The 14,659-nt window shown below is 41.7% G+C and carries 10 protein-coding genes and 1 tRNA gene; 5 read left to right on the top strand and 6 right to left on the bottom strand.

Annotation, left to right across the window (positions count from 1 at the left end):
* Positions 1-221: 221 nt before the first annotated feature.
* Both acnA and MSTHT_RS10770 read right to left on the bottom strand, forming a co-directional pair.
* Positions 222-3,026, bottom strand: coding sequence for an aconitate hydratase AcnA (acnA, locus tag MSTHT_RS10775; protein WP_048167784.1), 2,805 nt, complete (start codon positions 3,024-3,026; stop codon positions 222-224).
* A gap of 630 nt (positions 3,027-3,656) precedes the next feature.
* Complete coding sequence (locus tag MSTHT_RS10770; RefSeq protein WP_048167783.1) at positions 3,657-5,030, bottom strand: COG1470 family protein; 1,374 nt, start codon at positions 5,028-5,030, stop codon at positions 3,657-3,659.
* A gap of 421 nt (positions 5,031-5,451) precedes the next feature.
* On the opposite strand from MSTHT_RS10770, the gene MSTHT_RS10765 reads away from it, so the two are divergent.
* Positions 5,452-6,183, top strand: coding sequence for a hypothetical protein (locus tag MSTHT_RS10765; RefSeq protein ID WP_048167782.1), 732 nt, complete (start codon positions 5,452-5,454; stop codon positions 6,181-6,183).
* A 94-nt stretch (positions 6,184-6,277) separates the two neighbouring features.
* Here MSTHT_RS10765 and MSTHT_RS10760 read toward each other — a convergent pair whose 3' ends face one another.
* Entirely contained in the window at positions 6,278-8,044 is a 1,767-nt protein-coding gene (locus MSTHT_RS10760; protein ID WP_048167781.1) for a vWA domain-containing protein, read from the bottom strand.
* Positions 8,045-8,141: 97 nt separating this feature from the next.
* Entirely contained in the window at positions 8,142-9,656 is a 1,515-nt protein-coding gene (locus MSTHT_RS10755) for an AAA family ATPase (protein WP_048167780.1), read from the bottom strand.
* Positions 9,657-10,302: 646 nt separating this feature from the next.
* On the opposite strand from MSTHT_RS10755, the gene MSTHT_RS10750 reads away from it, so the two are divergent.
* Positions 10,303-11,046, top strand: a complete 744-nt coding sequence (locus MSTHT_RS10750) for a HesA/MoeB/ThiF family protein (RefSeq protein ID WP_048167779.1) — start codon at positions 10,303-10,305, stop codon at positions 11,044-11,046.
* A gap of 118 nt (positions 11,047-11,164) precedes the next feature.
* On the top strand, positions 11,165-12,109 hold the full coding sequence (locus tag MSTHT_RS10745) for a hypothetical protein (RefSeq protein ID WP_048167778.1): 945 nt from the start codon (positions 11,165-11,167) through the stop codon (positions 12,107-12,109).
* A gap of 104 nt (positions 12,110-12,213) precedes the next feature.
* On the opposite strand, the gene MSTHT_RS10740 is transcribed toward MSTHT_RS10745, so the two are convergent.
* Together MSTHT_RS10740 and MSTHT_RS10735 are read right to left on the bottom strand one after the other, a co-directional pair.
* A complete protein-coding gene (locus MSTHT_RS10740; RefSeq protein WP_048167777.1) occupies positions 12,214-12,672 on the bottom strand; it encodes a peroxiredoxin in 459 nt (152 codons plus the stop codon).
* Between the two features lie 290 nt (positions 12,673-12,962).
* A tRNA-Thr gene (locus tag MSTHT_RS10735) sits at positions 12,963-13,036 on the bottom strand.
* Positions 13,037-13,213: 177 nt separating this feature from the next.
* Between MSTHT_RS10735 and MSTHT_RS10730 the strand changes: the two genes are divergently transcribed.
* Positions 13,214-13,801, top strand: a complete 588-nt coding sequence (locus MSTHT_RS10730) for an aldolase (protein WP_181952268.1) — start codon at positions 13,214-13,216, stop codon at positions 13,799-13,801.
* 225 nt (positions 13,802-14,026) lie between these two features.
* Positions 14,027-14,638, top strand: coding sequence for a CDP-alcohol phosphatidyltransferase family protein (locus MSTHT_RS10725; RefSeq protein WP_048167776.1), 612 nt, complete (start codon positions 14,027-14,029; stop codon positions 14,636-14,638).
* The last annotated feature ends 21 nt before the right edge of the window (positions 14,639-14,659 follow it).

Here is a 14,659-nt window from a genome sequence, read left to right as displayed (position 1 = left end):
ATTATTTTCCATCATAAATAAGCTGCTGCTCTAAATTTCGTAGTTATATTAAGTTTAAAACTATTATTTTCAGAACACTGTCTTTCTCAAAACAAGTAAGATGATTAAAATAATTTTGTTTCCTATTACTAAAAAAGGTTTCAAAAAAATAAAAAGCTTTGTATAAAGCTTGTGAAACCTTTTAAAAAGTTTTCCATGTGTAATTTTAGTATTGCAGCGTATTATTTTTTCTTCAGCGAATCCCGCAGGAACTTATGCAAAATCCCGCCGTTCCTGTAGTATTCTACCTCCACAGCCGAATCCAGCCTCACAATTACCTGGAACAGAGTCTCTAGTCCATTTTCGTCTTTTGCCCTTATTGTAAGCTCTCCGTGAGGCTCCAGATACTCAATGCCCAGGATATCATAGCTCTCCTTTCCTGTGAGTCCCAGAGTCTCGGCATTCTCGCCCTCTTTAAACTGCAGCGGAAGGACTCCCATGCCTACAAGGTTGCTTCTGTGAATACGCTCAAAAGATTCGGCAATAACGGCTTTTACCCCGAGCAGGAATGTACCTTTGGCTGCCCAGTCTCTGGAACTGCCTGTTCCATATTCCTTTCCTGCAATAACTATCAGAGGAATATTATTTTCTGCATAAAGCATAGCTGCTTCAAAAATAGGGATTCCTCCGCAAGCTTCCTCCGGGAAGTCCTCTTTCCTTGGATGATATAAAGTCCAGCCTCCTTCCCTGTCCACGAGCTTATTCCTGAGCCGGATATTCCCAAAGGTTCCGCGCATCATAACCTCGTGATTACCTCTGCGAGACCCATAGGAATTGAAATCTTCAGGGCTCACACCCCAGGAGATCAGGTATCTGCCTGCTGGGCTATCTGCAGGAATGTCTCCTGCAGGTGAGATATGATCCGTGGTAATGCTGTCTCCGAAAAGAGCGAGGACCCTTGCGTTCTTTATATCTTCTGGCGAAGGCGAAGTAAGCGGGAAATCCACAAAATAGGGAGGCTCCTGAATATATGTGGACATCGGATTCCATTCATAAAGGGTCCCTGATGGAACTTCCAGTTCTCTCCAGAGCTTTGGACCTTCCAGAACACCAGAATACTCCTTTTCGAACATTGAAGGTTTGATACTGTTCTTTTCAACCTCTCTGATCTCCTCCTCTGAAGGCCAGATATCCCTGAGATAAACAGGACGCCCATTGGGATCATAAGCAAGGGGATCAGTCTCAAGGTTGATATTCACAGTACCTGCAATTGCATAAGCGACAACAAGAGGCGGAGATGCCAGGTAGTTCGCTCTTATAAGAGGATTAATCCGCCCTTCGAAGTTTCGGTTACCACTGAGTACGGCTGCAACAGTAAGATCATTTTCCTGAATTTCTCTAGCAACGCTTTCAGGTAAAGGTCCGCTGTTTCCTATACAGGTTGTACAGCCGTAACCGACCAGATGGAAACCAAGGGCTTCAAGATAGGGCAAAAGGCATGCAGCTCTTAGATATTCCGTAGCCACTCTTGAGCCAGGGGAAAGGCTTGTTTTTACAAAAGGCTTTACGCGCAGTCCCCTTTCGACAGCCTTTTTTGCGAGCAGCCCTGCTCCTATCAGAACTGAAGGGTTTGAGGTATTGGTACAGGAAGTAATTGCTGCGATTACTACAGAACCATGTGTTACCCTGAAAGAATTCTCTGGGGACTCTACTATTTCCTCTTCTATGCCAGGAATCTCGGATTCTCCTACAGGTGTTCCTCCCTCTCCTATCCAGCGCTGGTAAGCAGGGTCTCTGGAGAGTTCAAGTCCTGATTCCTTCTTTCGGGTGAAGGTCTGTCGCATAATTTCACGGAAGCTCTCAGGTACTTCGTTAAAAAAGAGCTGATCCTGTGGACGTTTCGGGCCTGCGAGGCAGGGCTTTACAGTGCTCAAATCAAGTTCCAGGGTGCGGCTGTATACAGGCTCTGGCTTGTAAACTGAGTAAAGAAGGTCCTGGGCTTCCAAATATTTTTTCACAAGGTCAACCTGTTCTTCACTTCTGCCCGTCCTTCTCAGGTAGTCGAGAGTCTCGGCATCAGGCGGGAAAAATCCAAGGGTTGCCCCATATTCCGGAGCCATATTGGAGATTGTCGCCCTATCCGGAAGGCTCAGTGAGTTTAATCCTGGCCCGTAAAATTCCACGAATTTGCCGACAACTCCTTCTTTTCTCAAGATTTTTGTGATTGTCAGGACAATATCGGTAGCAGTGACGCCCTGTGCAGGCTTTCCGTAGAGTTTGAAGCCCACTACTTCGGGTACAGGCATATAATAAGGCTGTCCGAGCATTACAGCTTCTGCTTCTATGCCTCCGACTCCCCAACCGAGTACTCCAATCCCATTGATCATTGTTGTATGGGAGTCTGTCCCTACAAGGGTATCAGGAAATGCCGATAACTCCCCATTTTCCTCCTTAAGATGCACAAGAGGGGTCAGATATTCAAGATTGACCTGATGGATGATTCCTCTTCCAGGAGGCACAACTCTGAAATTGTCAAAGGCTTTCTGTGCCCAGCGCAGGAAGGAATAACGTTCCGTGTTGCGCTCAAACTCCTTTTTCTCATTTTCCTCAAGGGAATAAGCCGTACCATAAGAATCAACCTGGATGGAATGGTCAATGACAAGATCAACAGGAATAACGGGGTTTATTTTTGAAGGATCGCCTCCCAGACGCTGCATTGCCGATCTGAGTGCTGCCAGGTCTACTACAGCCGGAACGCCTGTGAAGTCCTGCATAATTACCCTTGACGGAATGAACGGAATATCCTTACCACTTACATTTTCAGGATTCCAGCGGGCAAGAGCCTCCACATCCTCAGCGGTTATTAAACGCTTTTCAGTGTCCGCATTTCTGAGCAAGGATTCCAGCAGTATCCTTATGGAGTAAGGGAGCAGGGAAATTCCCTCAAAACCCCTTTCTTCCAGTTTGCCCAATCTGTAGATCCTAGCGCTTCCGGCAGCTGTTTCAATAGTATCTCTTACCCCATACGGGTCAGGACCATCTCTCATATATCTCTTACCTCCAGCAAAAATATGGGACTAAAATTATGATATTATAAATTTCTCTTTATCCTTTGAGAGTATAGATTTTCTCTATATCGTATGAAAGCTTCATCTTATCCTCAGACTATTTTATTCCTTCGGGTTTACTATCTTTATTATATGAATAAGTATGCCTGCACTGACATTGTACATTCTACTTTTTCCGGAATCCCGAAAATTGTACCCCAATCAAATTATATATTAACCAGTATAATAGTTGTTGAGTTTTACTCTGGTTTCAGTTACTCTGGCTTCTTCAGTTATCTGGCTCTAGTTACTCTGGCTTCTTCAGTTATCTGACCCTAGTTACTCTGGCTCTAGGAATTCTGGCTCTAGGTATATTTGCTCTTGAGCTATATTTCTATATATTACAGAAATGCGGTAAAAAAGTAAGAATAATTAAACGATTAAGAAAAAAAGAGGATTGAGAAAGTCTCAAAAGTCTAAACTGTTAGAATCTTCAATCGATCTGAGCTCTCAAATTATTAAAGCTCCTAAAACCATTTGAGACTTCCATGCTTTCAGGAATTAAATAGAAATCTGAATTCTTATCCTGTCAATAGTGCCTGAAATTAAAAGAAAAAAGCAAGAAGCTGCTTATTCTTCAGCAGCTCCGATTGTCACTGTATACTCAAAATTCTCAGTATTTCTGGGAAGGATTGAGAGTGTCCATTCTCCAGCAGCTCCGGGAGCAGAATAGGTATTCACAAAGGTTGTAGCTCCTCCCTGATAATTCCCCTGGTTATAGGTCTCCATACCGCCTGCAGCTCTTGAGGCTATGTATGGGATAGGATACGGCGGCTGAGAAAATGTGTCATCCACTATGTTTATCGAGCCGCTGTATTTTGTGTTAACAAGGGTAGGAGTGACCTCATTTCCTGAAGGGTCAATCAGACTCACGTTAAAGGAAGGCGTGAGATCCCTGTTTCCTCCGGTTGTATAAAGACCGTACCCATACTGATAAGCTTTAATTTCCAGGGTGATGGGTCCATCGGTTTCGGCTTCAAAAATTTTCTCATAAGGCTCTTCAGGAACCGGCAGGATGCGGAAGTTCAGGGAAACAAGCTCCTCATAATCACGAATCCCGGGGTCGTCAATATTTAGGTCAAGACTGCCGCTGTAGCTGCCTTTTGCATCAGCCGGAATTGCAAGTGTAAGTTCGATGACAGCTGTCTCTCCGGCTTTTATTTTTTCAGGAGCTTCCACACTTATTGCATCATCTCCAAAAGTCTGCTTCGGCATTCCTGTAGAGGAAACCACGTCTTCAGCGTAAATTATACCTCCCTCTCTGGTAAGCTCAGGAGAAATTGCAATGTCTTTATCGCCTGTATTTCTGAGTTTTATTTCGTAAGTATAAGTTTTCCCGGCTTCCACAAGGTCATTTACATAAGGTGTAAGAATCTGGACTGAAGGCCTGACCCATACCTGTATATTCAGCTGCATCGTGCCCGGGAAATTAGGATAATAGCCAGCTACATCCCTATCAGGCACCTTTTCCGTAAAAGCAATGAGTGCAGCATAGTTTCCAAGGTAGGCGTCTTCAGGTATGCTAACTTTTACCTGAAACTCTTGCTTTTCACCAGGCTTCAGGGTCTTCTCAGAGGGACTTATAATCGTCCAGTTTTCATCCATGAAATTTTCAGTATAAGGAGTAATTATAAGGTCCGGTTTTAACTCAATTGTCTTATTGTCCCGGTTCTCGACAGTTACGGTAAAGTTATCACTGTCTCCGGGTTCAAGTTCCAGGTATTTGTAAGCCGGATCAATCTTGATCTTTTCAAATTCGGGGAAATAATCCGCGATATAAATCGAAGATGATTCAATGCTTACCCCGACTTTTGGCTGTACGTCTTCTTTTGCAGTCACGGCAGTATCTCCATTTCCTGCTCCTGCACAAACAATCGAAATCCCCGCTATAATAAGAAACCCACATACTATTCCTTTTAATGCCTTAGTATCCAGTATACTCATATTTTTTACCTCGCATATTATTTACTAAGGCATGGAACTTATAAAATAATTTCCTAAACTACGAATTGATTTGAAGTTATCTTAAGAAATAAAGAGATTAAAAAGCTTTATTTTCATTTTCCATACTTTAAAATACATTTTTTTAAAATCTGGTTAATTATTATCTTGATTTTAGCTTTGTCTGCCAGATATGGAAGTTTAAACTTTAGTAAAATGAGGAGCAGAAAATGTGTCATGTCTCAAAGTTAAGCTTTTTATAAGTAACTAATAATCAACTGGATTAAGATCGAGATAATTAAATTAATATATATGTAACAGCGAGTTGATACTAAAGTTACTTGAAATACGAATTACTCCGAGCAAACAAAATTTTTTGTTTTAAGAAGGAAGTCATTTGTTTTCATGAAGGAGTGCGTTTTTCTTGCTTAAAGAGAAAGTATTTGACAGGCTTTCAGATGCAGGTCTCAGAGTAAGGAAGAAATCGGAATCCAGAAAGGCTTTATTCTACGAATCTCCTTTTGGGTCCAGCCCTATAATTGATGCTGATTTTGTTGAGATAGATGAGGATTTTTCCCGTAATCCGGATTCATCTTCGGAACTGGGTTCAGAATCAATTGATTCAGAAACATTGAAAAATTTCATAGAGTACCTTAGAACAATATCGCGTGAGGAAATTTCAGAGATCTTTGAGGAAGTCCGTAAAATTCTGGAAAGCAGAGGTTCTGAAAGTAATTTCCGGGATGCGTCGGGAGAGGAGATCCCTATAAATCAAAGAGCAAGAATAAAAGAAATCTCAAAGGATGCTCTCAAAATTTTTCTGGAAATGGCTTCCTACGGAAGGAAGCACATAGTAAGCGCCTCAAAAACCGCTTCCTCAATGGCTTCTTCAATAGCATCCTGCGGTAAAGAATCAATAATGGATTCCTCAAAAAAGTTCAATGAAAAATGGAATAACCTGAGTCCAAGAGACCGCAAAATCATTTCCGAACTGATAATTGCTATGATTGAAATCGGACTGCTCAAAGGAGCAAGCCGGAGTAAACGGGCAGCTTTTGCGGTCATGTCGAGTATATCCAGGCATCAAACCCCAGCAAGAAAAGACCTGGAGGATTTCGCAGAAGGTCTGCAGAAAATTTTCAAGCGAGGGCGCTGAATCATAACAAAAATATGAAGAACGGATGTCTAAAATACTCTGGAATCCGATATCTTATGAAATTAATTTTTCAGGAAATTAAAACTCAGAGGAATTAAAACCTGTAAGGTTTACTTATAGCTTTCACAAAACTTGCAGGGCTTTCTACAACATTCCAATTTTCGGAGTTTTTTACGAGATATGTGTAATCAGAAACCTGTTCCAAGCCACCAGCATCGCAGTTTCCGATTATCAGGGAAAATATCCGGGCTCTTCTTGCGGCTTTTATCTCATTCCATTCTCGGATAAGTGGCCTTTCTGAAAGTTCGGAAATTCCATCGGTAATGAAAAGGAGATCAGCCCCCTCAAAGGCTTTTTCCTTCTTCATAGTTCTGAGACCTGCGTGAAGTGCAGTATTGAAATCGGTGCCGCCGCCGAAAGTAAATTTTAGAAATTCCAAAAACTCTTTGCCCATACGCTTTTTATTTGTAAGTTCAAATTCAACAGTCTGCCACTTCGAGGAAAAGAGGATTACTTTAACGTCTCTATTTTCCTTCAGCATTCTTTTTGTCACTGCAAGAAGCACGGCTTTTGCAAGACGCTCGGAAATTCCCCGCATTGATGCCGAGGTATCTACCAGAGCGATCACAGGTCCTTTTCTCTTTTTTCCTGCAGTATCTGAATTCCAGTTTTCCCCTTTTAACTGGTACGTGAGGAGTTTTCCTTCAAGCATATCAGCATAGAATTTACGCCTCAGGAGAGGATTTCTCAGCTTTACGGCTTCTGCCGGCAGCAGCGTCCGGATATCACCTGAAAAGGTAACCGAGTGAACCTCACTTCTACTGTACGGTGAGAGATTCATCTTTTTTGAGCCGTATTCAAGCTCTATCCTGCCTACCTGTTCAAGAATCTTGTGAAGATCGGAACTCTTCCTGAGAAATGAGGCATATTTCTCAAGGTTTCCGAAATATTCCCTGTGAAGAGCCCTCAAGGAGTGATCCCAGGCTCTGCCCGGAAAGAGCATTGAAAGAATCTCGAGTACTTCGAGATGGTCTTCAAGAACAGGAATAAGCTCTTCAAGCTTTGCAATCACACTCTCTTCTATAACAGACTCCAGTGCCTCTCCTGCCTTTTCTGTTGACATGAACTTCTGAGTCATTGAGGCGAGTTTCTCTGACCCTGAAGCTTTTCCAGCCTCTTGATATGGATCTTTTCTGATCTCGTATTCCGCTTCTTCAAGGGAGTTTTCCGGTTTGAAGGAGTTATCCTGTTTGATAGATTTTTCCTGCTGAAAAGCGTACTCCGGTTTTCCGTTTTCAATTGCCTGCTGAGCGGGCACATTCAGATTTTCTTGCAGCAGGAAATTATTCTCCGAATTTGTTATTCTGTTTCTTTCCCATATGGTTAGGGTTTCATCGATCAGGTTTCTTAGAGCATTAAGACCTCTTTCGAGCGTTTTTGCAGACTTTTTTGAAAACTTTGATTCTTTTGCTCCATAATTATCTAGAAGTGTAAAAAGTTCCTCAAGCAGGGTTCTAAGGATAAAAACACCTGCCAGGGGATTAGTCCCGGCAAGAGCTTTTATTTCGCTCCAGATCCTGAAATCTCTCAAACCCAGAAGGATCGGATAAAAAGCTCCGAATTTGCTCATAAAGAGCTTTTCATCTTTTATCTTATATCCATCCTCTAAGAATAGCTCGTAAACAAGGATTTCAGCTATTTCTTCCCTAATTTGCCTCGGAATTCTTCTTGGAGTTGCCAGAACGTCCCTTAGCTCAATATTTAATATTGTGGAAGGATTAAAAGCATGGCTAAATGGTAGAGATGAGCCTTGCCCGGAAATGCCTTCAAAACCTTTCTTTCGATTTTTTAATTCCTGCATACTTCTCCTTTTCGAAAAATTTCCCTACTTAAGAGACTTTCATGAGCTTTTAGAGATTTTATTTCAGTTATCTTTGTTTCTCAAAAAATTATCAATTTCAGGCTACTTCTCCTGCTTTTTCAACCGCAACATCAAATATCCTGGGCTTTTCCAGCAGAATCCTAATTTCGTTCAAAGCGCTTACAATCTCGTAAATATCTGTGTTTTTCGATCGGTATTTCATAAGAATTTCCTGGCTGTCCTGCTCTGAGACCCAGATGTTTTCCCTTAATGTGGCCTCAAGTGCTTTTTCCTCTTCTTGGATCTGCCTTCTGAAATAGTTCACCTTCTCTTCCAGATTTTCGTACTCTTTCTCATAGAGTTTCTTATCACCGTAATCGAGGCTAATCTTAAACTCAAATCCGTATTTCCTGCGGAATTGCTCTGCCAGGGATTCGAAATTCAGTGAACCGTTCAGGTTGCTGTAGTCAAGCCCGAAGCTGTAAGTGTGAGTTGGAAACTCGGTATGATGCTTCAGCAGGTCGAGAGCATTGTCAAATGTGAGGTTTCTCTGGATCTTGACTCCTGAAAACCTTGAACTTTTCAGGCCGCCTGTTGTCTTGCGGTCTTCTTCATAGCATTTGTTACAGGTTACGAGATCTGGGAGTTCCTGCTGCAGGCAGTTGTAGATGGAATTTTTCAGGTCAAGAATATCAAGTTTTAATTTGCCTGTATCCGTTCCCCCTGACACAACTCTATCCAGAATGATCTTCCTGATCGCTTCCCTCTGTTCAGGCACATCCCAGAGCATGTGCTGTAGCAGGACTGCTGTCATCCGGTTTACACTGGAATGCCCGTTTACCACTGAGGCTACCCTGAGAATATTCACAATTTTCTTCCAGCGCCTATCTGAGACAAAAATATTGGAGTTCTTAAGTTCTCTTCTGAGCGCCTTTATAATTGCCCGAACCTCGGGGTCAACGGGTAGATCTCTTGCACGTTTCTGGACTTCCTTTATGTCTTCTATACTGAGTTTTGTACGGGGTACGAAATCATCGGTGTTTTTAAAGATAAGATCTTCAAGGTTCTCCTCATGCTGGATATAATCCACCTTATACCTGAACAGAAAACGGTCGTAAAGCGCTTCGAGGCTTTCATCTTCTTCAGGCAGCTCATTTGAAGCTCCGAAAACGGAAAAAAGAGGCACATCCACAAGTTCCTTGCCGTTATGGTACTTCCTCTCGTTTAGCACAGTCAGCAGACTGTTTAAGATGGAGCTGTTTGCCTTGAAGATCTCATCAAGCAGGGCTATATGGGCAGTTGGAAGGTAGCCCTCTATCCGCCTGCTGAACTCGTCCCTCTCAAGCGCCTTAAGGGAAAGCGGTCCAAACACCTCTTCAGGCGTCGAAAAACGGGTCAGAAGATAATGGAAAAATTTCCCCCCTTCAATGGTTTCACAGATTTTGTTTGCAAGCAGGGTCTTTGCAGTCCCGGGAGGTCCCAGTAAGAGGATATGTTCACCGGAAAGGAGTGCAAGAAGAGACCCATTGATTTCAGCATCTCGTTCTTTAAAATATTCTGAAAACTCCTGTTTGATATTAAGAATTGTATTTTTTAAATCAAGAACTCTCATAAACTCCAGAACCTTTGAAGATTTTTCTTTTTCAGCATCTTGTCTATAGTATGCAAGAAAGCTGCTACAACAGTGAATTGAAATAGTCGGTCAAAATAATGTTAAAAATGAACTTTTTATTTTTATGGGTCGTGCCTTAATTAATTTTTCTAAAATTATTGCCCCTACCATCAATATGCCTGCTGGTTATGTTTCTTCTCAGTGATATATCTTTCTGCCTTAATCCTCAAACCCAGATCTTATTGGATTCCGTGCGCCATTCTGGTATCCAACAAATTAAAGTCCCTGTTCTTCCTCTTACCACCCAAAGAAGTTATGCGTTAGAAGGTCGTTCATCAATGAGAATACTCAAATTCGTCTGAAACAAAAGTACTCCTGCTGACGGAAAACAGGAAACCATATATAAAACAGAAAAATCTTGAGTCACTCCGCACTCAGAGATTAATCAATATTTAAACTATCAATACTTAAACTAATCAATATTTAAACTAATCAATACTAAACTAATCAATTCTTAAACTACAATACCTAAACTAATCAATATTTAAAATCAATAATTAAAATAATCAATATCTAAAATCAATACTTAAACTGATCAAGATCTAAAATCAGTACTTAGATTAATAAATACTCCGGAAGTCCTTGCATGAATGATTTTGAACGTGAAAAATACAGCCGACAAATCCTTCTTTTTGGAGAAGAAGGGCAGGAAAGATTGAAGAATGCAAGAGTACTTGTTGCCGGGGTAGGCGGGCTGGGAAGTCCGGTTTCCACCTATCTCGCAATAGCTGGAGTCGGAAAAATAATCCTTGCGGATTTTGATACCGTTGAAGCAAGCAATTTAAACAGGCAGTTCCTGCATCATGAGAAGGACATTGGAAGGCTTAAGGTAGAGTCAGCAAAGGAAAAATTGCTTTCCATGAATCCGGATATTAAAGTTGAAACCATAGCAGAGTTGCTTACCGAATCAAATCTCGAAGTCCTGGTTCCTGAGTGTGACGTTATAGTTGATGCACTTGATAACCTTGAAACTAGACATATGCTTAACAGGCTTGCCATAAAAAGAAGGATCCCTTTAATTCATGGGGCAGTTACGGGGTATGACGGACAGGTAACAACGATAATACCTGGGGAAACCCCCTGCTTTTACTGTATTTTTCCACGCATCTCCAAAAAGGAAGTATTTCCGGTTTTAGGAGCTACTCCAGGCATCATCGGTGCCATACAGGCAAATGAGGCAATTAAATTTCTGACAGGTCAGGGGAAGCTTCTGAATGGTCGTCTTCTGTTCTGGAATGGGCTTTCAGGGAATTTCACTGAAATTTCACTCTCAAAGCTAAATAATTGTCCAGTGTGTGGATATCTTAATAACAAAGGCGAAAATAAATGAGAGTTCTACCTTTCTGAGCCAGAATAAACCTTTATTTCAATCTCTTGCTGCATATTGATCAATTTTTATATATCTTTAGTAATAATATCCTATTGGGCATTTTGTGCGAGGGGATTCAATGAAAAAGAAAGCCAGGCCAGTTGAGAATGAGGTCAATGTGTGGGACGGCAACTCAAATTTGCTGTGGGCTTATGGATTCCAGGATCTAAGTACACTAACCGGTAACTTACCCTCTCCTTCTGCCCCGAATGCGCCTTATTTTGACCTTAGGATCTATCGTGAGTCCAGGGTAAAATCATTGATCAGGGTACACAGTAAAGATATGTACCGGTTGCTTGAGAAAGTTCATTTTGATGGAAACTACTACAGGGTAAAGTGTACAAGCTCAGAAGGATGGGAATGCTGCTGGGACCTGGCTGTCAGGATTCAATTTTTCGGAAAAATGCTGGGAATGACTCTTTATCCCAAACGCCTGGTCTCACAGAAAGAAAAGAGGATTACCTACAGATCCATAATCATTGTTAACCCTTATCAGCTCTGGGATGAGGTTCTCGTAAGCAAATTCTGGAACTTGCAGGAAAGGGTTGAATTTCTGATAGCCAGAATTCTTTTTCACGAGTGCATTCATGTTATGATCGCGCTTGGGAATATCCTGCCTTCAGGTTTCGGAAATACGGATATATATCTTGAATTCAGGAAGATGCTGGAAGTCTCAGCCTCCAGAAAACTTTCCACTGAACGTCATGAGGTACAGTTCCGCCTCTGGAACCTTGTTTTATTTGGAGCAAAGGGCACTGAAAGTGAAAAAGAACTACTTGAGAGGGTTCAGGAGATATATGAGTTCCTTATTAACGAGAAGTACAGCAACGAGAAGACTGGAAAAGCTTTCCGTTCTCCTTCCGATAACAAGAGAATTGCCAGAAAATACGCATGGGTGGCAGCTGTCAAAGCTGGAGGAAATATACAGGTTAGCAAAAGGATCTGGCAGATGGAGGCACGCAGGCTCAGCATAGCACTGAGACAACTCTTTGATGGAATCGACGCAGAATTAAGGAATGCTTGACTTAAATTAAATTGAATAAAATTTGATAAAAAGATGGAAATAATCCTGTTACTTATTACTTACTTTTCTGTTACTGTTTTATTCTTCAGAGTGGACCCTGTTTCTTACTGTTCCAGAACTTTTGCGATCTTTGACATGTCAGGAAGTTCACGCACAGGATATACTTCGAAAAATATGATTTTCTGATCTTCATCGATAACTATGTTAGCTCTCTCAGAGACCCCTTCCTTTTCCCTGAAGATCCCATATTTTCTGGCAACTTCCCCATGAGGCCAGAAATCCGAAAGAAGTCTGATGTGCGTAATTCCCAGTTCCCGTGCCCAGGCTTTTTTCGATGGCGCGGGATCGACACTTATGCCAAAGGCAACTGTGTTCAACCTGTCGAACATCTCGTGGTTTTTTTCAAGCAATTTCATCTGTTCAGAACACACACTTGTCCAGGCAAGCGGATGAAATGACAGAAGTACTTTTTTACCAGCGAAGTCGTAAAGGTGAACTTCTTTTTGGTTCTGGTCTTTTAATGTGAAGTCCTGAATTTTATCCACGATTTTAATCTCGTTCATAGTAAACTTCCCCAATTTTAATTTCGTTCATAGTAAACTTCCCTGATTTAATAGAATCATCTATATTTAATAAATTGTCTGTCCGCCAAGATATGAACATTTTCAAAGAAAGAACACAAATGTAAACTGCAAGAAAACCTCAAAGATAATTCAGATTTAAAGGCCGTGTAGGAAATGTAATAAATCGCATAGAAGTCAGATGGGGAATGGCATAATCGTTAAGGATAAAGGAAATTTGTCAAAAGATGAGACATGATAAGGAAAAGAAAAATTATAAAAAATTAATAAGAAGCCTCGTGCGTGATTCGAACACGCGACCTAGTGATTACAAGTCACTCGCTCTACCGGGCTGAGCCAACGAGGCAAACTGTAAATACTGCGTTTTATCTAAATACAATACTCACAGATAAACTTTATGGCGGATTTCCCTTTCCGAAAGCCTTCCGTCATGTTTAAATTGAGTTGTTTTCTTCTTTTTGCTGGACTTCAGAAGAATAAGTACATAAACCTTATGGCGGTCTTGGTCTATATACCGCTTAAAATGTGGCAGGAAATCGCAAAATATGGGCGCAAGCTGGTCGAGCACGGGCTTGTCGAGTCAAATTTTGGAAATATAAGTATCAGGGCTGGAAACAGGATGCTTATTACCCGGACAGGGGCGGCACTTGATGAAATTACAGAAAACGGTGTTGTTGAGGTTGATATTCAGGACACTTCCTCCCTTGATATAATTGCATCTTCCGAAGCTGTCGTACACAGGGAGATTTACAGGCAGACCTCAGCGCTTGCAATTATTCATGCCCATTCTGCTTATTCTGTTGTAGAATCCCTGCTCGCAGGCCCTGAGGGAAAAATTATGCCTGTGGACAGCGAAGGGCTGTATTTCCTCGGGGAGATCCCGGTTGTAGGAGGAGGCATAGGCAGCCGCGAGCTTGCAGAGAATCTTGCAAACGCACTCTCAAGATACAGAGGCGCTATAGTTTACAGTCACGGTACATTTGCAATCGGGAGAACACTCGGAGATGCATATGTTATAACCACGCAGCTTGAACACTCCTGTAAAGTTAAGTACCTGTACGATCGTGCGGCAGCAGAGAAAAATAAGCATACCAAACGAACGCTCGTTTGATCCGCGTTTCTTTTATGATTGCATAAGAGAAAAAGAAAAAAATAAGTATACTTATCTAGTGAATGAGCGGGTAACCACACAGCCTTAAGTATAAATATAAAAAATAGGTAAACCCAGAAACAATATAAATAAGCAGATCCAACCGGGATACTTAACAAAATAAGATGCTTGTTTCTCAGGCGGCTTTCTATTACGATATCATCTAAAGGAAGAATCTCGAGTACCATGACGTTTAATACCCTGAGACCTTTTGTCTCAAAAGTAATCGAACCACTGGCAGAATTTTTCGTTAGATATGAGGTCTCACCCAATACAGTGTCCATAGCTTCCCTAATCTGTGCATTTTTTGCAGGTCTCAGTTTTTACTACTCACCTGGGTCCAGAGAATTCGTCCTGCTGGCAGGCTTTCTGGTAATCTTTAACTCGATTTTTGACGCTCTTGACGGGGTAATTGCACGAAAGGCAAATAGGGCTACTCCCAGAGGTGATTTTCTGGATCACGTTATTGACCGCTACTCGGATGTCTTTATAATCTGCAGCATTTTTTTTGCAGATTATGTCCCCTGGCAGGTTGGAGTTGCGGCAATTGTGGGAGTACAGCTTACCAGTTATCTAGGAACCCAGGCTCAGGCGCTCAACCTGGGGAGATATTATGGAGGGATAATGGGCAGGGCAGATCGGCTTGTAGTTGTCATTCTTGCAGCTTTCGGAAACTTTGCCTTTTCATCCCCTATTGCAGGTTTTCCGATCCTTGGCTGGGCTGTCATCCTGATTGCTGTAACCAGCCACATAACAGCTATTCAGAGAATTCTTTATATCTGGAAGAAATTAGACTGAAAGTACTTTTTAAAGAATTTC

Source organism: Methanosarcina thermophila TM-1 (assembly GCF_000969885.1).
Taxonomy (GTDB): Archaea; Halobacteriota; Methanosarcinia; order Methanosarcinales; family Methanosarcinaceae; genus Methanosarcina; species Methanosarcina thermophila.
This window is presented reverse-complemented; position numbering and strand designations above follow the sequence as displayed.